We start from the raw sequence: 20,216 nt of genomic DNA, 5'->3' as shown, positions 1-20,216 counted from the left end.
ACGGACGGGTTACGAGCCGTCGGTACCGCGGAAGGTGCGCCGGTAGGTGTCCGGGGGTACTCCCACCGCGCGGCTGAAGTGCCGGCGCAACGTGGCCGCCGTGCCCATGCCGGCATGCACGGCGATCCGCTCGATGGGTGTGTCGGTGGTCTCCAGGAGCTCCTGCGCGCGCCTGATGCGCTGAGCGTGCAGCCAGCGCAGCGGGGTGATGCCGGTGTTCCGGTGGAAGGACCGCGTCAGGTGGCGGGTGCTCATTCCGGCGCGGGCGGCCAGGTCCTGGACGGTCAGGGGCTCGTGCAGCCGGTCGAGGATCCACTCCTGCAGGGCGGTGAACCCGTCACCGCTCCGGGCCGGGACGGGCGCGGCGATGTACTGGGCCTGGCCGCCGGCGCGGTGCGGAGGCACGACCAGGATCCGGGCGAGCGCGTTGGCGACGGCCGCGCCGTGGTCGAGGCGCACCAGGTGGAGGCTGAGGTCGAGGGCGGCCGCCTTGCCCGCGGCGGTGAGGATCTGCCCGTCGTGGGTGTAGAGGACATCGGCGTTGACGCGTACGCGCGGGTAGCGCTCCGCGAGCCGGTCCGCGTGCAGCCAGTGAGTGGCGGCCTCGCGCCCGTCCAGCAGTCCGGCGGCGGCGAGGACGAAGGAGCCGGTGCACAGCGACGCGATACGGGCGCCGCGCCGGTGGGCGTCGCGCAGCGCCTCCAGCAGGTCCCCGGGAGGGTCGGCCTCGATGTCGTCGCAGGACGGCACGATCACGGTGTCGGCCCGGGCGAGGACGTCCAGCCCGTACGGGGTGTCGAGGCGGAGCAGTCCGCCGAGCCGGGCGTCCTGCGGTCCGCAGACGGCGAACTCGTACCAGGGCCGGGCGAGATGGGAGCGGTCCGCGCCGAAGATCTCAAGGACGATGGCCGCCTCGAACAACATCGCCCCGTCGTACACCGGCATCACCACCGAAGTCATGTCCGAAAGTGTACGGGTGGCGTCCTTTCCGACACTCGTGCGGGCGACCGACCGGCCCCAAGCTCGATGCCATGAACATCGATCCAGCGCAGCAGACCGTCGCGATCTTCGGCGCCTACGGCCACACAGCCCGCTTCCTCATCGACGAGTTCCACCGGCGTGGCGTGGGGCTTACCCTCGGGGGCCGCGACCCGGTCAGGATGGCCGCCCTGGCCGAAGCCCACCCGTACGCCCGTGTCCATGTCGCCACCGTCGACGAACCCGGATCCCTGGACGCGCTGGTGGCGGGCGCCGCGCTGGTGGTCAACGCCGCAGGACCGTTCGGCGACACCACCGGGCCGCTGATCCAGGCTGCGCTGCGCGCCGGCATCCACTACATCGACATCACCGGCGAGCAGCCGGTCACCCGCCACGACTTCGAGACGTACCGGGACCCGCTCGCGGACAGCGGTCTGCTGTTCCTGCCCGCCCTGGGCTTCTTCGGAGGTCTGCCGGACCTCCTGGCCACCGCGGCGATGGGCGACTGGGCGGCTGCGGACGACATCTCGGTGGCGTTCGCACTCGACAGCTGGCACCCGACACCCGGCACCCGCAAAGCCGGAGCGCGCAGCGCGGGCAAGCGGGTGACGGTGAGCGGCGGTCGGCTGGTGCCCTTCGACGACAGCCGGGAGGTCCCGGCGGACTGGGACTTCGCGGCGCCGGTGGGCAGGCAGCCCGTGCGTGCGCTCGGGACGGCCGACCAGATCACCATCTCCCGCCACCTGAAGGCCCCCGAGGTCCGGGCGTTCATGAACGAGGCGCCGCTGGCCGACCTCCGGGACCCGCGCACGCCGGCGCCCACCGCCGCGTCCGACGACGGCCGCTCCGCGCAGTCGTGGCTCATCGACGTCGTGGTCACCCGCGGGGCCGAGCGCCGCACCGCGTCCGCGGCCGGCCGGGACATCTACGCGGTGACCGCCCCACTCGTCGCCGAGGCGGCCGTCCGGATCCTCACCGGCCGGACGCTGCCGAGTGGCACGGCCGGCGGGATGCGCGCCCCGGGGGAGGTCTTCGACGCCGAGGACTTCCTCTCCTCGGTCGCCGACATCACCTGGTCACTGCGCTGACCGGCCCTTCCAGGCCAGGCGGTGTCACCGGTTCGAGCCGTGGCGTCCGGCACGGCCCCGGCGGTGGTGGCGCCGCGCCGAACCCGAGCCCGACGTCCGGCCCGGTGCGGACCGGACGGCGCGGGTGGTCGTTCTCGGCGAGCTCGGTGCGCTGCAGGGCGCGGCCCGGACTGTCGTGGCGTCAGGCCAGCACGCCGTTCAGGGCCCGGGTGAGGACGGTGTCGAAGCGGTCGTGGGGGCCTTGGGGTGGGGAGGTGGCCAGCAGGGCGGCGATGCGGGGGTGGTGGCCGTCGGCAGCGACGTGACGGAGGTAGGCGGCGTGGCGCTGGGCGCCCGCGGCAGCGGTCTCGTTGTGGACGAAGAGTGCCGTCAGGCCGCTCAGGAGCGCGAACGCCTCCAGTTTCCGGGCGGCGTCGGCCGGGTGGTCGGCGAGGACGGCCAGGACGTGTTCGAGCAGGTCGGTTCCGTGCGGGCCGAGGGCGGGGCGGCTCATGACCAGGGTGGGCAGCCACGGGTGGCGGCGCATGATGTCCCGGGCCTGGTGGGCGATGAGCAGGAGGTCGGCCTGCCAGTCGCCGCTGGGGGCGGGGAGGTCGTACTCGCTCGCCGTGCTGTCGGTCATCAGGTCGAGCAGGTCGTCCCGCGTGGCCACGTAGCGGTAGAGCGAGGCGGCGCCGGTGCCCAGGGCGGAGGCGACGCGGCGCATCGAGACGGCCTCCAGGCCTTCGCGGTCGGCCAGTTCCACCGCAGCGGCGGTGATCTCGGCGCGGCTGCGCTCGGCCGGGCGCCCGACCGGCGCCTGCTCCGGCCGCATCCAGATCACCGGTTCCTGCTGGGCCGCCACTGACACCTCCTGTGTTGCCGTCAGCCTACCTATTGCATACGGTGTTCGCGAACAGCGTTCGCGAAAGAGGCGGGGCGATGACGCGCTTCGCGCACAACGGCGGGATCCGGATCGCCTTCGAGGACCTGGGCGGTGCGGGCGGCGACCCGTTGCTGCTGATCACGGGGTTGGGCACCACACGGTTCTGGTGGCCGGACGGCCTGGTGGCGGAACTCGTCGGACGGGGCTTCCACGTGGTGGCCTACGACCAGCGCGACGCCGGCGAGTCCGCCCGCGGGCCGGACCGGCGCGCCACCCTACCGGTCAAGGCCCTGCTGCAGCGGGCAGCTCCCGCCTACAGCGCCGAGGACCTCACCGATGACGCCGTGGCCGTTCTCGATGCCCTCGGCTGGCAGCGTGCCCACCTCTTCGGCCACTCACTGGGCGGGCTCATCGCCCAGCGCATCGCGATCCGCCATCCGCGGCGGGTGCTGAGCCTTGCCACCTCCTCGGCCGTCCCCAGCGACGCGAAGGGCTTGGCCGTCCTGCGCCACGTCCGCCTGGCGCGCCTGCCCCGCTTCGCCCGGCTCCACCACCCCGAGACCCCGCGGGGCAACCTGGACCTGGCCGTGGCCGTCGCCCGTCTCCTGGCCGCACCCGGGCAGCACCTCGACGAGAGCGACGTAAGCGAGTTCGTCGACAGGGAGGCGGCCCACCAGGTCGCCAGCTTCCGCGACCAGAAGGCGCAGAGCCGCCAGATCGGTGCGAAGTGGTACGGCGGACCGCTCGCCCGGATCACCGTGCCGACCCTGGTGCTGCACGGCGAGGAGGACCCGCTGCTCCGCGCCTCGGCCGCGCGCGCCATCGCCGCCGCCGTCCCCGGCGCACGCCTGCGCCTGGTGCCGGGCCTCGGCCACTTCCTCGCTCGCGAGGTGTGGGCCACCTACGCGGACGAGCTGCGCACTCTCGCGGACCGGGCCGGCTAGCGGCTCGACCTCCCGGTTGTTCCACGCCAAGCGGCGGTGACCGGATCGAGTGGGCCGAAGAGTGTGACAGCGGTGTACGGAAGATGTCACAGGGCGCGCACCGACGGCTGCCCTCGCTTCCCCCCGAGCCCCATCGGTGGGACGTTACGGGCTGCAGCGGCCCGCAGCAGGCCGTAGGGAGGGATCGGATGGACACCGTGAGACACCATCACCACCGCACCGGCAAAGGCAGAACCGAAGGAAGGACTCCGGGGATCGGCGGGACCCGCGTACGCAGCGCGGACAGTTCCCCCCGTACACGGCGGCGCCGCTGGGCGGTGGTGACCGCCACGGTGATGGCCATGGCCGCGCCCCTGACCCTCGGTGCCGCGGGAGACGCGGGGGCGGCGGGGGACCACCCGATCGTTTTCGCCCGCTACACCGCCGCAGCGCCCACGGAAGACCTCTACGCGATCTCTCCCGGCGGTGGCACGACCGTCAAACTCACCCACACCTCCGCCGTCAGTGACGTGATGCCCAGCTGGTCCCCGGACGGCAAACGAGTGGCCTTCGTCCGCTATGGAGCCGGCGGCGCCATCGACGGCATCTGGACGATAAGCGCCACGGGCAGCGACCTGAAGGCCGTTCCCGGCACCAAGGGTGCCTCCGACCCGGCGTGGTCCCCGGACGGAAAACGGCTCGCCTACGCCAAGCCGGTCGGCACCCAGCGCGAGATCTACGTGGCCGACATCGACGGCACCGCCGCCATCAGGCTCACCCACACCGCCGAGGACGACCTCCATCCGACGTGGTCACCGGACGGCAAGTACCTGGCGTTCAGCCGCGCGGATGCGGCCGGAAACAGCAGGCTGATGAAGATCCGGCTGTCCACCCTCGCCCAGACGGCGGTCACCGGTCCCAGCTCCCACGACGGGACGCCCGACTGGGCATCGCACGGCGGCCGGATCGCCTTCAGCCGCGTGGACGCCTCCGGCTTCGCCCATCTCTACGTCGTCCGCCCCGACGGCACCGGACTCCACCGCGTCACCTCGGCGCGTTCCAACGACAAGTACCCCTCCTGGTCCCCGGACGGCAACACTCTGGTCTTCACCAGAGGCGGCACCGACGACGCGGACCCCGAACACCTCTACCTCGTACGGGCCGACGGCACCGCACTGACCCAGCTCACCAAGACCGGCTCCCACGACCTGGAAGCCGACTGGCGCCCCTGAGCCGCCAGGCACGGAGGTCGGTACCCCGACCGGGGGTCCGGTGAACGAGGCGCCGGACCCCCGTGCGGTTCCGAGGGCGCTCATGCGCCGAACCGGGGACAGGGCGATCGGCCATGGTGCCGTTGACCCGGGCCATGAGCCCGGCGGGGTGACCTCCTGCCGCAACGTCACCCCGGCTTCTTCCAGACCGCCGACCACGCCCAGGAGGACGAGCACCTCCTCCGCCCCCTCCCGGTGGTCGCTGCTCCGCCGTCACGGGTGACGGCCGGTCGGCGGCGCGGGGGGCGTCTCGCCGGGCACCGGCTGCTGGACGTGGTCGGCGGCCCAGCCGGCCAGGATGCGCAGCGCGTCTTCGGAGTCGCTGCCCGGCTCGGCGCCGTAGGCGAACAGGATGAGGCCGTCGGCGGGCAGGTCGAGGGATTCGTAGGCGAGGTGAAGGGTGCCGACCACGGGATGGTGGATGGCTTTGGCGCCCTGGTGGTACTGGCGGACGTCGTGGCCGGCCCAGCGGGTACGGAAGTCGTCACTGCGGGTGGACAGCTCACCGATGAGGTCGGTGAGGTCCTTGTCGTAGGGGTCGCGGCCGGCCTGGGCGTGCAGGAGAGCGACCAGGTTGTCGGCGGCGCTTTCCCAGTCGCCCCAGAACCGGCGGGAGCGGGGGTCCAGGAATATGAACCGGCCGTGGTTGGGCGTGGCTTCCCCGGCAGCTTCGATCATGGGGGAGTACAGGGCACGGCCGAGGCTGTTGGCGGCCAGGACGTCACCACGGCCGTTCAGGACGAACGCCGGGCAGGCCATGGAGTCCAGGAGACGCCGCAGGTTCGGCCGTACCGAGGCGGCGGCCGCCCGGCGTCGGCGTCGACGTCCCGGACCGGCGGCCCGGGCAAGATCCTCCAGATGGGTGCGGTCGTCCTCACTAAGCCGCAGCGCCCGGGCGAGGGCGTCGAGGACCTGGTCCGACACTCCGGACAGGTCGCCGCGCTCCAGCCGCGCGTAGTACTCGACGCTGACCCCGGCGAGCTGCGCGACCTCGGCGCGCCGCAGTCCCGGTACCCGGCGGGGGCCATGGGCGGGCAGCCCCACCTGCTGCGGGCTGATCCTGGCGCGGCGGGAGGTCAGGAACTCCCGGGTCTCGGCTGCATTGTCCACGGTTTCCAGGTTAGGGCGACATCTCGGAGCCATCCCGGAAGGAGGGGTGCCCTGCCGGTACACCTTTCGCCAGTGGCTTCTCCCCAGCCCGAAAGTTACGTTCTGATAGCCGAAGGAAATACCAGACGATCTCACCACGAAACAGAAAGAGATATGGTCATGGCGGATATTTCGGAGATGGTCAAGGGTCTGGCGAAGGGCCTCAGCAGCCCGGTGCGTGCGCCGATCCTGCACACGCCGGACGAGTACGGGATGGCGTACGAGGACGTCACGTTCCCGTCCCTGGACGGCACCCCGCTGGAAGCGTGGTGGATCCCCTGCCCGGGCTCGGACAAGCTGATCATCGCCAACCACCCGATGCCCATGAACCGCTACGGCTTCCCCTCGCACCTGCCCCCGTGGCAGTTCGTCCCCGGCAACACCATCGAGGTCAACTACATGCGGGAGTACCAGCACCTGCATGAGGCCGGCTACAACGTGCTGACCTACGACGCACGCAACCACGGCCAGAGCGGCGACGCCAACGGCTCCATCTTCACCTGGGGCCGGTTCGAGTCCCGCGACGTGGCCGGCTCGCTGCGGTACGCCGGATCCCGCCCCGACGCGGCCACGATGAAGGTGGGCCTGCTCAGCCGCTGCATGGGCGCCAACGCCACGTTCATGGCGATGACCCGGCACCCGGAACTCTTCGCGGCCGTGCACGCCCTGGTCGCCATCCAGCCGATCTCGATGCGCGCGATGGTCGAGCGCAACCTCGAGGCGATGGGGATCGCGGACCAGTTCGAAGCCGTGGACCGGGAGGTGGAACTGAACCTCAGCTTCACCATCGACGAGGTGTCGCCGATCGGGTACGCCGAGAACTGCCAGGTGCCCACCTTCATCACCCAGGTGCGTGACGACGCCCTGACCAAGCCCTCCGACGTGCAGGCGATCTTCGACGCCGTCCCCGTGGGCGACAAGAAGCTGTTCTGGATCGAGGGCAGCACCCGGCGCTGGGACGGCTACAACTACTTCTCCGAGCACCCCGAGCAGCTGGTCGAGTGGTTCGACAAGCACGTGAACTGAACCCATGTCACCCTCGGGCCGCCTGAACTGCCCGATGCGCACTCAGGCAGCCGACGGGAGGATCCTGAAGTCGGGCCCCGACGCCGATGCCTGGTCGAGCCGTGCCCCCTCGGCCAGCCGATCCGGACGCATCCCGAACCCCCAAGGCGGCGCCGAACCCATCCGTACCTCCTGGGCGTGGTGGACCCACCCGAGGCGGACCACGTGGTCCCGGCCCGCCGTGCGGCGGCGACTCCGGGGCGGACCGCAACGGCGGCCGGCGTACTCCGGAACTGGCACCGGGGCGGTCGCCTATGCCCTCGGTGGTGTCGTGCGCAAGCCTTCGAGGAGGGCGGCGAGGTAGCGGTGTGCGGTGTCGACCCGGTCGGCGGGGGTGCCGCCGTGGACGCTCACGGCGTGGGCGACGCCGCACATGAGCGGGACGAGGTCGGCGGCGGCGAGGTCGGGGCGGACCACCTCGGCATCGCGGGCCCGGGCGAGGAGGGTGGCGCCGGCCGACGCCAGTGACTCCTTGAGTTCCGTGGTGCGCGGCACGGCGTCCGTTGCCGCGGCGGCGACGGGCGGCAGGGCGGCGTCGGTGACCTGGGCCTCGACGGTGTGGAAGAGGAAGCCCGTCAGGCCGCGCCAGGGGTCGGCGTCGGCCAGCGCCTGCCGGCCGTGGTCCACCAGGGCCTCCAGGCATGGCGCGGCGACGGTCTCCAGCAGCGCCTCGGGCGTGGCGAAGTGACGGTAGACGGTGCCGACGCCGAGCCCGGCCCGCCGTGCGACGTCGTTGAGCTGCAGCGGTGTGCCCTCGTCGACCAGGTCGCGGGCGACGGAGACGATCCGCTGCCAGTTGCGGGCGGCGTCCTTGCGTAGGGGCGTCGTCATGAGGCCATGTTAATCGGATGGTTCATCCGGATGGTTCCGCCGCCCGCCGGGTACCCGCAGCGCCGCGCCGCGCGTACGACGCTCAGGCGGAGGCGAGCGGCGCGTGCCGTTCGCTGAGTCGGCGTACCGCTTCGGCCACGCGGGGGTCGGCCGCCCCCCGGTGCGGGGCGACCGGCTGCGCCCGGGCGCCGATGACGGCGCCGGTTCGGCCCGTCAGCGCCTCGTCGGTGGCGGCCGCGATGGAGGGCCTTGCTGCCGCGGACGCCGGACCGGAGGTCGAGCGTTCGAATGTGCGGCGCACCAGGGGCCACAGCAGTCGCAGGGCGGGCGAGACGATCTTCGGGTCGGCCATGGTGCCGTTGGTCATGTCGGTCGCGGCCCCTCCGGGGTCGGCGGCGAAGACCGAGACGCCGGTGCCGTCCAGCCGGCCTGCCAGGTCCAGGGTGTAGGCCAGGTTGGCGAGCTTGGCGCGACCGTACCAGTGGAAGCCGTAGTAGCCGCCCGGCGGCTCGACGGCGTCGAACACGCGCTTGGCCACGGCGACCGCGCCCGACGTCACGTTCACGATCCTGCTCGGCGCGCCGGCCGTGAGCGTGGGCAGCAGCAGTTCGGTCAGCAGGTAGGGCGAGAGGTGGTTGACGACGAAGGACGCCTCGACACCGCCCCGGGTCTGGCGCTCGGCGAACATCGCCCCGACGTTGTTGACCAGCACGGTCAGCGGTTCCCCCGAGGCGGAGTGTTCGGCGGCGATCGTCCGGGCGAGCGCACGTACCTGGTCGAGCGAGGCGAGGTCCGCGGACAGGAACCGGGCCGGGTGGACCGGGCCCGTCGCGTTGATCCGCTCGACGGCCTCGGCTCCTCGATCGACATCGCGCCCGATCACCGTGACGGCGAACCCGGCGGCGGCCAGCCCCAGCGCCGTCTCCAGGCCGATGCCCCCCGTTCCGGCCGTGACCACTGCTGTCTTCTTCATGCGTCCTCCACCCTGGCAGTCAATCGGATAGGTCATCCATTTAGCCGACGGTAGCACGTATTCGGATGGACTATCCGGTTGAGGCTTCGGCGGCACCGGCACCGGCACCGGCACCGGCAGCCCGCCCGCCGACAGGAGACACGCGGACGCCTGGGCCAGGTCGACTCCTGTCCTACGTGCCCGGCCATCACCGGCGGCTTGAGCGCGCCACGCACAGGGGACGCATCTCACTTCATCTGCTCTCTTGCACTCCTGTTCACCTGGCCGTTCCCGGCGCGGTGCGCGCGACCCGGACACTGCTCCGGCACAGCAACACAGCGAACACAGGGAGTCCGGATGACCAGAAGGTTCTACGCGGCCGCAACGCTCGCCCTCGCGATGGGCGTGGTGCCGGCCACCCCCGCAACGGCTGCCGAGATCGGACCCTCGCACGGCGCCCGCGCTCCGTTCACGCTCGCCGTGTACGGCGACGCCCCCTACGGCGCGTCGCCGACCGACACGTCCGAATTCGAGGCGACGCCGGCGTTCATCGCCGACGTCAATGCCGACCCGGACGTCAGTACCGTGATTCACGTCGGCGACATCCACTCCGGCAAGCAGTACTGCACCGCCGCGTACGACCAGTCCATCGCCGCACTGTGGAAGACCTTCGCCGACCCGCTGGTCTACACCCCCGGCGACAACGAGTGGACCGACTGCCACAAGCCCGGCGAGGGCGGCGGCAAGTACAACACGGCCACCGGCAAGATAGACCCGGTCCTCGATCCGGCCACCGGTCAGCCCGTCGGCTACGCCTCCGGCAACCCGGCCGCCAACCTGGACCTGGTCCGCCGGACCTTCTTCCCCACCCCCGGCCGCACGCTCGGCAGCGGCACGCTGCGCGTCCTGTCCCAGGCACAGCTGCCGAACCGGGCCCACCCCGAGGACGCCCGGTACGTGGAGAACGTGCTGTGGGTCAAGAACGGCACCCTGTTCGTCACCATCAACGTGCCCGGCGGCTCCAACAACGACGCCGACCCCTGGTACGGGGCACCGACCGCCTCCCAGGAACAGCTCGACGAGGCCACCCGGCGCACCGCGGCCGACCTGCGCTGGCTGGACACCGCCTTCGCCCTCGCCCACACCGGCGGCATCTCCAGCGTCGTGGTCAGCACCCAGGCCGACATGTGGGACGTGGACGGGAAGACCGCCGCACACGTGACGAACTACGAGCCGATCGTCGCCGGCCTGGCCTCGCACACCGCCGCGTTCGGCAAGCCGGTGCTCCTGCTGGTGGGCGACTCGCACGTCTACCGCTCGGACGACCCGCTGCGCCAGGACGCACCCTGCACGGGCGACGCGGGCGTCTGCTCCTACAACGCCTGGAACAGCCACCCGGGCTACGACGTGCCGAACTTCCACCGCATCGTCGTCCACGGCAGCACCGTGCCGTTGGAATGGCTCAAGCTGACCGTCACCCCGGGCGCGCACCACCCCACGACCGACACCTCGTTCGGGCCGTTCACCTGGGCCCGGATCACCCGCAGCTGACCGAACGCTGCGAGCCTGCGACCCGCAGCGCGTCGGTGGTCCGTAGCCCGTGGCCCGTCAGCCGGGAGGCCGGCCGGGCCCGTTGATTCCCTGGCCGGCCGGAACGGGCGACACGGCGATCGACCTCTCTGAGGGACGCGAAGGGCCCCCGCGCTGCATGCGCGGGGGCCCGGTCACGGTGGCCCGGTCCTTTTGTCGGGCCGGCTTGGAGGGGTCAGGAGCTCTGATGGGTCGGTCAGTCTGTGTCGTATTCGGTGCGGCCCCACTCGTGGCCGACGCGGTCAGCCGATGAGTTCGGCGAGGATCCACTCGGCGAGGCTCTCGGTCACCAGGCTGTGCTCGGAATTGGTGTCGTCGCAGTGGAAGGCGTCCAGCTCGCTTCGGCCGGAGGGGAGGTCGTCGAGGGGGGTGGTGAGGTCGACGTCCCAGGTGACGGGGTCGTACTTCAGGGCGACGGCGCTGACCGAGGGCACGAAGCAGCCGGAGCGGTGGCGCTCGTCGATCGTGGCGCCGAGCGCGTCGGCGAGCATGCCGTAGGAGCTGAGGGTGCCGCCGGGGGCGCCGTCGAGCGGGGGGATCTCGCTGGTTCGGCTCGTACGGTAGCCGAGGATCAGGGCTGACATCCGTACGACTTCCTGGTCCTGGCCGAAGGCCGGCTGTGTGCGCAGTACCGCGCGGGCGATTCCCGGGATCCTCCAGTCGAAGACCAGCTCGTCGGGCAGCAGCGGGCCCGAGGTGCCGTCACCGGTGCCGTTGGCGACGCCGATCCTGCGCAGGCCCGGCTTGGACGGGAACCATCCGATGTCCTTCAGGTCCTGGAGGAACCGGACGCGCTTCTCGCTCCAGGTCGCGACGGCGCCGGAGTCCTTGGCGTTCGGAACCCAGGCCCACAGGAGCTGTTGGGCGGCGGCGCTCCTGATCAGCTCGGCCTGCTTCGGCTTGCCGGAGGGGTCGGGAACGGACTCGAAGAAGTACGCCAGCTGCTGAAGTGCGACCGGGATCCAGGCGCCGTTGTGCGGGGAGTCGTAGGAGAGGTAGATGCGGCTCTCGTGGTCCTCGCCCTCGTTTTCCATCCAGGCCAGCGCGTACCGGGTGATGAGTCCGCCCATGCTGACGCCGCCCACGATCAGGGGGGCGCCGCCCGGCTGCCGGTCGGTGATGGCCCTGCGGATGGCGCTGACCGCGACGGCTGCGTTGGCCTGGATGTGGGTGTGGCGCTCCTTGAAGCCCAGCAGGATGACGTCCACGCCCGCGGCAAGCAGCCTGCTGAGCAGCCGCTTGCCGTCGGCGTTGTAGGGGGCGTCGAGGTGGGAGTAGAGGTCGTCGAGGCTGCTCTCGCCGTAGTTGAACCCGTCCGCGAAGATCATCGGATTGACCAGGCCCTCGTGGGGCGTGCCGTCGGCGTCGAGGCCGTAGTAGACGGCGGCGGTGCCGGTGGCCGTCTCCCCCTCGTACGCGAACGCACCGGTGAGCTGCCACACCGTATTCGGCTTGTTCACCTTGCGGGCCGTGTCCCCCCGCAGTGTGGGCGTGAACAGTACTCCCTGCCGGAGCGGTTCCGGCGCCCCGCCCTGCGCCTTCTCGGCGCCCTCCGCGTCCGTCCACGGTTCGGTGCTGACGTCGACCCTCGGTTCGCTGCTGTGCGAAGCCATGTACTGCCGCCTTCCCTCGTCTGCCGGATGAGTCACCGCAGGGACCGCCGTCGGCCGGTTGGTGCCGCGGCCCGGTGGCGGTTCTGGCTGCCCGGGTACGCCCGGCGCCGGCGCCGGCTTGGGTGTCGCGCGACCGATGATGTGCGCGGCCCTGCCAACAGGGGAAAGGTATGTGGGCTGATCGGGTCCGGGTGGCGACGACACCTGGCGCGCGCACGGCGCCAAGGGGCACTGACCCATCGGACTCCACGCCCCCGTGCGCCTCCCCAGCAGACTCATGGGCGCGCTGGACGAACTGGCCAGTCACCCCCCGAGCGCCGAAGTCGGTAGCTGGTCGAGGAGGACCTCCGCGATCTGTTCGGCTGCCCACTGCGCGCGGCTCGGGGCGAGTCGGCCGTAGCCGATGACGAGGGCCGGCGGGTGGCGCCGGGTGGTGTATCCGGAGAGGGCGGCGGTGGCGATGCCGCGGTCTGCGAGGTGTTCGACGATCACGTGGTCGTGGAGTCCGGGGGCAGGGGGACCAACAGGTGCAGGCCTGCGGCGATGCCGCGGCCCGGACCGCAGTCGCGGATGACGGCATGGCTGCCCAGCGCAGTCACGAGGGCGTCGCGGCGGGCCCTGTACGTCTTGCGTACGCGGCGTAGGTGCTTGTCGTAGCCGCCGGTGCCGGCGAGCCTGGCGAAGGTGAGCTGGTCCAGTGTGCTGGGGCCGGCGGCCGCGGTGTCGAGGGCGCCAAGCAGCGGTGGGCGCAGCGCCGGCGGTGGGACCATCCAGCCCCGACGCAGTCCTGGATGCAGGGTCTTGCTGACCGAGCCCAGGTAGACCACGAGGTTGCGGTCGAGGCTGGCCGGCGCACCGACGGGTCTGCGGTCGTAGCGGAACTCTGCGTCGTAGTCGTCTTCGACGATGACGGCGGAGCGCTGCGCGGCCCAGGCGAGCACAGCCCTCCGCCGTGCGGGGGACAGGACCGCGCCTGTGGGGAACTGATGGGCCGGCGCACACAACACCGCCCGGGCGTCCGTTCGATCCAGGGCCTCGACGTCGAGGCCCTCGGCGTCCACGGCGACCGGCTCGCTGGGCAGGCCGGCGGCGGCCGCGACCTGGTGCATACGGGGCCAGCCGGGATCCTCGACAGCCAGGTGCGGGACCTGCTCACCTACACGACTTCGCAGCCCGGCTGGACGACCTCCTCGACGGCGAGCTTCGCGTCAGTCTTCTCCGCCACATCGCCTGAGTCCGCCCGTCGGTCGTGTCGACCCCCGGCAGTTCGCCGGGGACGCTGCAGCGGCCGACAGGCGCCTGCCCGCTGGTGGAACCGGCGGACGCTACACGACGCATCGAGTGGGTCCTCCCGGGTCGATGCCTCCGGCTCGAAGGGCCAGTGGCGTCCAACGGTGACGCGGTCGTGCCGGAGGCGCCCAGTCCGTGGACGGTGGTCGGCGCACCCGCACAGCAACGTGCTTTGCGTGCACTGCCGCGCGACGAGCCAGGGCGCAGTCTTCGGAGAAGGGAACCGGAACGCATGGTTGGCACGACGCGCCCCAGCTCGAGAGCGTCCTGACCGCGGGCGGGTCTCTCCGCCGAGCGGTGCCTTCCGAGCAGATGGTTCCGGCCGCAGGCGCGAACCGACGGGCGGAACGAGGGCGCTACGGCCCTGCCAGGCCCCCGGCGCTGGCCGGTGCCGGCCCTGGCCGATCACCTCAGGCGGAGTTCGAAGCCGCTTCGGGGGAGGGTGGGCATGCGGGACAGGGGAATGCCGAGGTCCTGGCCGGGGACTTCGTAGTCGAGCTGCGCCAGTTCCGTCGCGAGGGCCGCGAGTGCGGTGACGGTGATGTCCTCTCCGGGGCAGCGGTGTCCGTGTGCCGGGTCCCCGCCGCCCTGGGGGATGAGGTTGTCCAGGGGGTCCTGCGGCCCCTCAGGGGCGGTGAACCGGCGCGGGTCGAAGCGGTATGGGTCCTCCCACAGGGCCGGGTCGTGGTTCTGGCCGTACAGGTCGAGCAGGACCAGGGCGCCTTTGGGCATGCGTTCCCCGTGCCAGGTCAGGTCCCGCGCTGCGAGGCCCGCCACGAAGGGGGCGAAGGGGTAGAAGCGCCGTACCTCGTGGGCGAACGCCTCGGCGTATGAGCCCCCGGTGTCTGCCCGCAAGAGGTCGCGGTGCTGGGGCCATCGGTGCAGTGCATGGGCGGCGAAGGTGGCGAACAAGGCGATGGCGACCGTGGGCCGGATGATGTTCAGCAGCTCGACCGCGGCGGTACGGGGGTCCAGGAGCGTTCCGTTCAGGTCGCGGTGCCGGGCCACTGCCTCCAGTGCCGAACCCGGAGAGTCCGCTTCCGGGGCATCGCGTGCATCGGTGATCAGGCCGGCGAGGGCGTCTTCCTGGCGGCGTCGCGCCCGGCGGGCGCGCAGGTGGCGGGGGCCGGGGGTGGCGAAGCCGTCGACCATGGACGTGCAGTCGCGGGCCAGGTCGGCGGTGGCCGCGTCGGAGAGGGGGACGCCCGCCCAGTCGCGGACGGCGAAGGTGAGGACCCTGGCGGCCTCGTCGAAGAGCACCACGCGGTCTCGCTGCCCACCGGCCATCGCTTCGCGCCACTGCCGGGTGACGTGCTCGCCCAGCGCGGCGACGCCGGCGCCGTCCTTGAGGAGGGAGATGAACATCGCCTTGCGCACCCGGTGCGCCTCCCCGTCCAGGGTGTGGACGGCGCCCTGGCCGAAGAGGGTGTCCAGGACCGGGTCGGGCAGGGCCGCGGTGCGTACGACGTGTTGCTCGTCGTAGAAGAAGGAGACCGCGTCCGGGCCGCGCAGGGCGATCGCGGGCCGCCCCATCAAGCGGGTTCGGACGGTGCCGTCCATGCTGTGACGCATCCGGTTGGGTAGCCACGCGTAACCGCGCAGCAGGAGTGCGAGCGTGCTGTCGTTCCACTGGGCGGCGCCGGATTTCTTGAAGGAGGGCATGGAGCGCGCGTACCCGGCACGGACCAGGGCACGCGTGCCACAGCCCGGTGTCACTCGTGTGAGGTCGTGTCGTGCGGTGCCATCTGCGTCAAACGCGTTGGGCGCGGTGGAGGAGGGCGTGGAGGCCGTGCGCGCGCAGGGCGGCCCGGGCGGCGTTCGCTCCGGGTGCGCCGTGGACGCCGCCGCCGGGGTGGGCGGCCGCGGAGGCTGCGATGCGCTCCGCCTGCGCTTCGATCCGGTCGGCCATGGCTTCCTGTTCGGGGGTGTCCCAGCGGCCGGTGATGCGGTCGGGGCCGGAGTCGGAGGTGATGTGCTGCGGGAGGCGGGTGTAGGCCCACGCCGATTCCGTGCCGGCCGGCGAGCGGGTGGGGTCCGCGGTGGTCAGCTGGCCGAAGAGGGCGAACGGTGCGTCGGGGACCTGCCCCATGGCGATCTGGGCGGCGAACCGGGTCCGCCCGTCGACACCGTCGGCCCCATGGACTGTCCCCGCTCCGGTGGCTTGAGGCGCCGTCCACGGAACCGGGCCGGTCAGCGCCCAGCCGACCTTGAACGTCGCGAAGTCGTAGCAGAGCCGGGATCCGACCTCCGGCCGGCCCTGATCGAGCGGTCTCGATGCGGACGGGCCCACCACCCACTGTCGGTACCGGGACTCCTGCTGCCGGAGAGGCGGATGTACGGCGCACCGGGCGGTAGGGCCCGGCCGTGCGGTGTCCCGCGTCAGCGGCCGAGGGCGTTCTTGAGCTGCTGCTTGGTCATCGTGGAGCGGCCTTCGATGCCCCGCTTCTTCGCCTCCTGGTACAGGTCGTCCTTCGTGCGTGCGGAGGAGCTGCCGCCGCCGGACTTCTCGCCGCCGCGTTGCGAGGCGGACTTGCCCTGGGTGGAGCTGCTGCTCGCGGTCCTGCTCTCCCCGGAACGGGCGCGTTCCTTGTTCACGGTTCGGGAGGCCATCTCCTTGGCGCGGCCCTCCGACATGCCGCGCTTCTCGCCCGACTCCTTGATGTGCTCGTACTGACGCTCGCGCTTGGGGCTGGAACCTCGGGGCATGACGGAACCCTTCATCGACGGTGTGATGTCACGGTCATGGTGCGCGTACCCCGATAACGTTGCATCTCACGCAATTCGGACCCGCAGCTTTTCCCGGGAGGTCGGGCTTCGCCGTTCGTCGCGGCGCGGGTTCCGCTTGTACCGTCGTTCCGGAAGGAGACCTGGTGCAGACGTTCCTTCCGTTTGCGTCGTTCGACGCCTCGGCGGCCGTGCTGGACGTACGACGGCTGGGCAAGCAGCGGGTCGAGGCCGTGCAGGTGCTGCGTGGCCTCGTCGTTCCGGGGTACGGATGGCGCAGGCACCCGGCGGTGCGGATGTGGGCGGGCTACGAGGAGGCACTCGTCCGGTACGGGCTGGAGATCTGCCGGGTGTGGACCGCGGAGGGCCGCGCCGATACCTGTGCCGTCACCCTGGTCCAGGACTTCGGAGCGTGGCGGCGGCCGGGAGGCGTCCCACGGACGCAGGAGCAGCTGGCCGCCGACGGGGACCTGCCGCCGTGGCTGGGTGCGGAGGACTTCCACCGGAGCCATCAATCCGCACTGGTGCGCAAAGACCCGGCCTTCTACCGGGAGCGCTTCCCGGCGGTACCGGACGACCTGCCGTACGTATGGCCCCGGTCCGACCGGGAGACGGACGGGACTCCGTGAGCACCGGCCCCTTCGGAGAGGGAATCGGCCCTAGCCCGCGAGCACCCGCGCTCTCGTACGGGTGACCAAGGACCGCACGAAGCGCCGCGGCCCGCGAAGTCAGAGGCCCTCCGCCGCCTTCTCCCGCTGGCGGGCCCAGGCCCGGGCGGTGAAGCCGGCATCGCTGAGGACGTCGGCAGCCGTGCAGGCCAGGGCTTCGGCGGCAGCCAACATCACCTCGCGCGCCCGTTCCGAGGCGGCGGCATGCGCGAAGGCCGGGGTGTGGTCCGACGCACCGTCGCCCAGGATGGCGACGAACGGATGGATGGCGGGCACGCGGCTGCTGACGTCGCCGATGTCGGACGAGCCGAGGAACACCCCGCCGACGGGCTGGGTGAGTCGGATACCCGAGCGTGCGATGTGCAGGGCGAAACGGTCCGAAAGGACGTCGTTGTCCCGGAAGTGCGCGTAACCCCTGCCCAGGCGGGCCACCTCCACCGCGGTGCCGGTCGCGGCCGCCACCCCTTCCGCCCACGCGCCGACCTCGGCCATCAGGGCATCGAGGGCGGTGGTCGTGGCCGCGCGCAGGCCGAACAGGCCTTCGGCGAAGGCCGGCACGATGTTGGTCGCACTGCCTCCTTCGGTGACGATCCCCTGGACGTGTGAGCCGGACGGCAACCGCCGGCTCATCACGGCGGCCGTGTTGAACAGCTGGATGAGGGCGGCCAGGGCATCGATCCCCCGGGTCGGATCGCCCGTCGGGTGCGCCGCCCGACCGTGGAAGGCCACGCGCACCTGGGTCTGCGCGGTCAGCGGCGCCCATGACCAGTCGTGCACGCCGGGGTGGAACATCAGGGCGGCGTCCACATCATCGAACACCCCGGCCTCGGTCAAGGCGACCTTCGCCCCTCCCCGCTCCTCCGCCGGCGTCCCCACGGCGAGCACCGTGCCCTCGAACCCTTCCTCCAGGACGCTGCGCAACGCCAGTGCGGCTCCCAGCCCGGCCGCGGCGATCAGGTTGTGTCCGCATGCGTGCCCCAGCTCCGGCAGCGCGTCGTACTCCAGCAGCAGCGCCACGCACCGCCCCCGCCCCTTCGCCGCGCGGGCCACGAAAGCCGTGTCGACTCCGGCGGTCCCCTGCTCGACGGTGAACCCCGCCCGCCGGAGTTCGCCGGTGAGCAGCCGGGCCGCACCATGTTCCTCGTAGGCGAGCTCGGGGTTCGCGTGCAGGGCGCGGCTGACGGCCCAGAGATCGTCCGCCCGGCGGCCGCACTCCCGCTGCAGCCGCCCGTAGAGGTCGTCGGACGGTTCGCCCACGTCGCCCTTCGCGTCACGGTCGCCCATGTCGTCTCCTCGTCTCCTCGTCGCCCCGCCCCCGCTCCTGTCCCGAGTTCGCCCGATTACGCCCTTCCGCGATGACGGCCGTTTCCGCGAGGGGCGCGGGGGCAGCCGCAGGACATGGACCAGTCGAAGGCACCGGTACTCGATGCGTTGGCCGCCTATCACGCGAGCGGTCAGACCCCGTTCACACCCCCGGGACACAAGCAGGGCCGGGGCACCGATCCCAGGGTGCTGGCCGTGCTCGGCGAAGCGGTGTTCCGCTCCGATGTGCTCGCCACCAGCGGCCTGGACGACCGTACGTCGTCCCGCGGCGTACTCGAGGAAGCACAGGCGCTGATGGCGGACGCCGTCGGTGCGGACCATGCGTTCTTCTCCACCTGCGGCAGCTCGCTGTCGGTGAAGTCGGCCATGCTGTCGGTCGCGGGCCCGCACGAGAAGCTGCTGGTGGGCCGGGACGCGCACAAATCCGTGGTGTCGGGCCTGATCCTCTCGGGCATCCGGCCCGTCTGGGTGGACCCGCAGTGGGACGCCGAGCGCCACCTCGCCCATCCGCCGGACGCCGAGGCGTTCGAGGCGGCTTTCGCCGAGCATCCCGACGCCCGTGGCGCCCTCGTCACCACCCCCACCCCCTACGGCACCTGCTCGGACCTGGCCGCGATCGCCGAGGTCTGCCACCGCCGGGGGAGGCCCCTCATCGTCGACGAGGCGTGGGGCGCCCACCTGCCCTTCCACCCGGATCTGCCCACCTGGGCGATGGACGCCGGGGCCGATGTGTGTGTCACCTCCGTCCACAAGATGGGCTCCGGCCTGGAACAGAGCTCCGTCTTCCATCTCCAGGGCGACCTGGTCAGGCCGGAGGTGCTCAAGAGCCGCGAGGACCTGCTGGGGACCACCAGTCCCTCGTCGCTCGTCTATGCCGCGCTGGACGGCTGGCGCCGGCAGATGGTCGAGCAGGGCCAGGACCTGTACGACCACGCGCTCGCCCTCGCCCGGAAGACCCGCGAGCGGATTTCCCGCATCGACGGGATGCACGTGCACGGCCGCGAGGACTTCTGCGGACCGGGCCGGGCGGCGGACATGGACCCCCTCCAGATCATCATCGACATCAGCGCGTGGGAGGTCACCGGCTATCGCGCCGCGGACTGGCTGCGCGACGAGCACCGGATCAACCTCCACATCGCCGACCACCGCCGCATCAGCGCACAACTCACCCACGCCGACGACGGCGACACGGCGGAGCTGCTGCTGAACGCGCTGACCGACCTGGCCGCGCACGCCGCGGAGCTGCGGACCGGACAGCCCGTGGAGGTTCCGCCGCCGCCGAGGCTGCGGCTGGAGCAGGCCGTGCTGCCCCGTGACGCCTTCTTCGGCCGGACGGAGCAGGTCTCCTGGCAGGAGGCGGACGGCCGGATCGCGGCCGAGATGCTGACCCCGTACCCGCCCGGCATCCCGGCGGCCCTGCCCGGCGAGCGCCTCACCGCCGACGTCCTGCGCTACCTGCGGACCGGCGCGGAGGCCGGGATGGTCGTACCGGACGCGGTCGACACGGAGGTCACGAGCGTCCGCGTGCTCTGCGAAGAGTGACCACGGCGCGGACGGAGTAGCCGGGGCCCGGCTGTCTGAGGGACCAGAGGCGGGCAGCGACGAGAACGGGATGATCGCCGGAACGAACGCTGTATGAGGTCACCCACCCTGGGCAGCCGCCGTATGACGTCCAAGAAGCGGCCTTACGGGGCCCACAGCTCCCCGGAGGTTCACCATGTCCGGTACGGCCCTCACCTTGGGAACTCTCCCCCACCGGGATCCGGCCCCAGGACCACCGGACCGGAGGAGCGTCCGGCAGGTGACGCCGCACGTCCGCCACGGCCGCACGGCTGCCGGACCGAAGCTCAACGCGTGCCGCGGTGACGGCCGGTTCAACCGCCCTG

The 20,216-nt window shown here is 71.9% G+C and carries 18 protein-coding genes and 1 pseudogene; 7 read left to right on the top strand and 12 right to left on the bottom strand.

Translation table 11 applies throughout. The features are described from left to right. Positions 1-9: 9 nt before the first annotated feature. Positions 10-960: a helix-turn-helix domain-containing protein gene (locus ACFVXK_RS08815; RefSeq protein WP_389610806.1), complete on the bottom strand. Its 951-nt coding sequence runs from the start codon at positions 958-960 to the stop codon at positions 10-12. A 71-nt stretch (positions 961-1,031) separates the two neighbouring features. On the opposite strand from ACFVXK_RS08815, the gene ACFVXK_RS08810 reads away from it, so the two are divergent. Next, entirely contained in the window at positions 1,032-2,066 is a 1,035-nt protein-coding gene (locus ACFVXK_RS08810; protein ID WP_389610805.1) for a saccharopine dehydrogenase NADP-binding domain-containing protein, read from the top strand. 181 nt (positions 2,067-2,247) lie between these two features. Here ACFVXK_RS08810 and ACFVXK_RS08805 read toward each other — a convergent pair whose 3' ends face one another. Then, positions 2,248-2,910 (bottom strand): TetR/AcrR family transcriptional regulator, encoded by a 663-nt coding sequence (locus tag ACFVXK_RS08805; RefSeq protein ID WP_389610804.1) that lies wholly within the window; start codon positions 2,908-2,910, stop codon positions 2,248-2,250. 77 nt (positions 2,911-2,987) lie between these two features. Here ACFVXK_RS08805 and ACFVXK_RS08800 point away from each other — a divergent pair, with 77 nt between their 5' ends. Beyond that, positions 2,988-3,875 carry an alpha/beta fold hydrolase gene (locus tag ACFVXK_RS08800; RefSeq protein WP_389610803.1) on the top strand — a complete coding sequence of 296 codons (888 nt, stop codon included), beginning with the start codon at positions 2,988-2,990 and terminating at the stop codon, positions 3,873-3,875. 341 nt (positions 3,876-4,216) lie between these two features. After that, the gene (locus tag ACFVXK_RS08795; protein ID WP_389610802.1) at positions 4,217-5,086 is read left to right on the top strand and encodes a hypothetical protein; all 870 of its coding nucleotides are present in this window, start codon (positions 4,217-4,219) and stop codon (positions 5,084-5,086) included. A gap of 252 nt (positions 5,087-5,338) precedes the next feature. Here ACFVXK_RS08795 and ACFVXK_RS08790 read toward each other — a convergent pair whose 3' ends face one another. After that, on the bottom strand, positions 5,339-6,235 hold the full coding sequence (locus ACFVXK_RS08790; RefSeq protein WP_389610801.1) for a helix-turn-helix domain-containing protein: 897 nt from the start codon (positions 6,233-6,235) through the stop codon (positions 5,339-5,341). Between the two features lie 159 nt (positions 6,236-6,394). Between ACFVXK_RS08790 and ACFVXK_RS08785 the strand changes: the two genes are divergently transcribed. Continuing rightward, positions 6,395-7,300 carry an alpha/beta hydrolase family protein gene (locus ACFVXK_RS08785; RefSeq protein ID WP_389610800.1) on the top strand — a complete coding sequence of 302 codons (906 nt, stop codon included), beginning with the start codon at positions 6,395-6,397 and terminating at the stop codon, positions 7,298-7,300. Positions 7,301-7,591: 291 nt separating this feature from the next. Here ACFVXK_RS08785 and ACFVXK_RS08780 read toward each other — a convergent pair whose 3' ends face one another. Together ACFVXK_RS08780 and ACFVXK_RS08775 are read right to left on the bottom strand one after the other, a co-directional pair. Continuing rightward, a complete protein-coding gene (locus ACFVXK_RS08780; protein WP_389610799.1) occupies positions 7,592-8,170 on the bottom strand; it encodes a TetR/AcrR family transcriptional regulator in 579 nt (192 codons plus the stop codon). Between the two features lie 82 nt (positions 8,171-8,252). Continuing rightward, positions 8,253-9,143, bottom strand: a complete 891-nt coding sequence (locus ACFVXK_RS08775) for an SDR family NAD(P)-dependent oxidoreductase (RefSeq protein ID WP_389610798.1) — start codon at positions 9,141-9,143, stop codon at positions 8,253-8,255. Positions 9,144-9,479: 336 nt separating this feature from the next. Between ACFVXK_RS08775 and ACFVXK_RS08770 the strand changes: the two genes are divergently transcribed. After that, the gene (locus tag ACFVXK_RS08770; protein WP_389610797.1) at positions 9,480-10,673 is read left to right on the top strand and encodes a hypothetical protein; all 1,194 of its coding nucleotides are present in this window, start codon (positions 9,480-9,482) and stop codon (positions 10,671-10,673) included. A gap of 281 nt (positions 10,674-10,954) precedes the next feature. Here the strand turns inward: ACFVXK_RS08770 and ACFVXK_RS08765 are convergent, their stop codons facing one another. The 6 genes and pseudogenes from ACFVXK_RS08765 to ACFVXK_RS08740 all read right to left on the bottom strand — a co-directional run bounded on the left by ACFVXK_RS08765 (position 10,955) and on the right by ACFVXK_RS08740 (position 16,321). Beyond that, a complete protein-coding gene (locus tag ACFVXK_RS08765) occupies positions 10,955-12,325 on the bottom strand; it encodes a hypothetical protein (RefSeq protein WP_389610796.1) in 1,371 nt (456 codons plus the stop codon). Between the two features lie 303 nt (positions 12,326-12,628). Beyond that, on the bottom strand, positions 12,629-12,817 hold the full coding sequence (locus ACFVXK_RS08760) for a hypothetical protein (protein ID WP_389610795.1): 189 nt from the start codon (positions 12,815-12,817) through the stop codon (positions 12,629-12,631). Further along, positions 12,814-13,464, bottom strand: coding sequence for a PLP-dependent aminotransferase family protein (locus tag ACFVXK_RS08755; RefSeq protein WP_389610816.1), 651 nt, complete (start codon positions 13,462-13,464; stop codon positions 12,814-12,816). Before ACFVXK_RS08755 ends, ACFVXK_RS08760 begins: the two co-directional genes overlap by 4 nt. A 556-nt stretch (positions 13,465-14,020) precedes the next feature. Continuing rightward, a complete protein-coding gene (locus ACFVXK_RS08750) occupies positions 14,021-15,277 on the bottom strand; it encodes a cytochrome P450 (protein WP_389610794.1) in 1,257 nt (418 codons plus the stop codon). Between the two features lie 88 nt (positions 15,278-15,365). Continuing rightward, positions 15,366-15,851, bottom strand: a pseudogene (locus tag ACFVXK_RS08745) (NAD(P)/FAD-dependent oxidoreductase); the annotation flags it as partial. 143 nt (positions 15,852-15,994) lie between these two features. Continuing rightward, a complete protein-coding gene (locus tag ACFVXK_RS08740) occupies positions 15,995-16,321 on the bottom strand; it encodes a plasmid stabilization protein (RefSeq protein ID WP_389610793.1) in 327 nt (108 codons plus the stop codon). A 164-nt stretch (positions 16,322-16,485) separates the two neighbouring features. Here ACFVXK_RS08740 and ACFVXK_RS08735 point away from each other — a divergent pair, with 164 nt between their 5' ends. Continuing rightward, positions 16,486-16,968, top strand: a complete 483-nt coding sequence (locus tag ACFVXK_RS08735) for an MSMEG_6728 family protein (RefSeq protein ID WP_389610792.1) — start codon at positions 16,486-16,488, stop codon at positions 16,966-16,968. Between the two features lie 99 nt (positions 16,969-17,067). On the opposite strand, the gene ACFVXK_RS08730 is transcribed toward ACFVXK_RS08735, so the two are convergent. Next, on the bottom strand, positions 17,068-18,291 hold the full coding sequence (locus tag ACFVXK_RS08730) for an amidohydrolase (RefSeq protein WP_389610791.1): 1,224 nt from the start codon (positions 18,289-18,291) through the stop codon (positions 17,068-17,070). Positions 18,292-18,405: 114 nt separating this feature from the next. On the opposite strand from ACFVXK_RS08730, the gene ACFVXK_RS08725 reads away from it, so the two are divergent. Continuing rightward, positions 18,406-19,872 (top strand): aminotransferase class I/II-fold pyridoxal phosphate-dependent enzyme, encoded by a 1,467-nt coding sequence (locus ACFVXK_RS08725; RefSeq protein ID WP_389610790.1) that lies wholly within the window; start codon positions 18,406-18,408, stop codon positions 19,870-19,872. The last annotated feature ends 344 nt before the right edge of the window (positions 19,873-20,216 follow it).

The sequence above is a fragment of the Streptomyces sp. NPDC058157 genome, assembly GCF_042884105.1.
Classification (GTDB): Bacteria; Actinomycetota; Actinomycetes; order Streptomycetales; family Streptomycetaceae; genus Streptomyces.
This window is presented reverse-complemented; position numbering and strand designations above follow the sequence as displayed.

Bases quoted from the DNA above. Each gene is read 5' to 3' on its own strand.
- ACFVXK_RS08815 (WP_389610806.1), bottom strand. From the start codon at position 960: ATGACTTCGGTGGTGATGCCGGTGTACGACGGGGCGATGTTGTTCGAG.
- ACFVXK_RS08810 (WP_389610805.1), top strand. From the start codon at position 1,032: ATGAACATCGATCCAGCGCAGCAGACCGTCGCGATCTTCGGCGCCTAC.
- ACFVXK_RS08800 (WP_389610803.1), top strand. From the start codon at position 2,988: ATGACGCGCTTCGCGCACAACGGCGGGATCCGGATCGCCTTCGAGGAC.
- ACFVXK_RS08795 (WP_389610802.1), top strand. From the start codon at position 4,217: ATGGCCGCGCCCCTGACCCTCGGTGCCGCGGGAGACGCGGGGGCGGCG.
- ACFVXK_RS08785 (WP_389610800.1), top strand. From the start codon at position 6,395: ATGGCGGATATTTCGGAGATGGTCAAGGGTCTGGCGAAGGGCCTCAGC.
- ACFVXK_RS08780 (WP_389610799.1), bottom strand. From the start codon at position 8,170: ATGACGACGCCCCTACGCAAGGACGCCGCCCGCAACTGGCAGCGGATC.
- ACFVXK_RS08775 (WP_389610798.1), bottom strand. From the start codon at position 9,143: ATGAAGAAGACAGCAGTGGTCACGGCCGGAACGGGGGGCATCGGCCTG.
- ACFVXK_RS08770 (WP_389610797.1), top strand. From the start codon at position 9,480: ATGACCAGAAGGTTCTACGCGGCCGCAACGCTCGCCCTCGCGATGGGC.
- ACFVXK_RS08765 (WP_389610796.1), bottom strand. From the start codon at position 12,325: ATGGCTTCGCACAGCAGCGAACCGAGGGTCGACGTCAGCACCGAACCG.
- ACFVXK_RS08750 (WP_389610794.1), bottom strand. From the start codon at position 15,277: ATGCCCTCCTTCAAGAAATCCGGCGCCGCCCAGTGGAACGACAGCACG.
- ACFVXK_RS08740 (WP_389610793.1), bottom strand. From the start codon at position 16,321: ATGCCCCGAGGTTCCAGCCCCAAGCGCGAGCGTCAGTACGAGCACATC.
- ACFVXK_RS08730 (WP_389610791.1), bottom strand. From the start codon at position 18,291: ATGGGCGACCGTGACGCGAAGGGCGACGTGGGCGAACCGTCCGACGAC.
- ACFVXK_RS08725 (WP_389610790.1), top strand. From the start codon at position 18,406: ATGGACCAGTCGAAGGCACCGGTACTCGATGCGTTGGCCGCCTATCAC.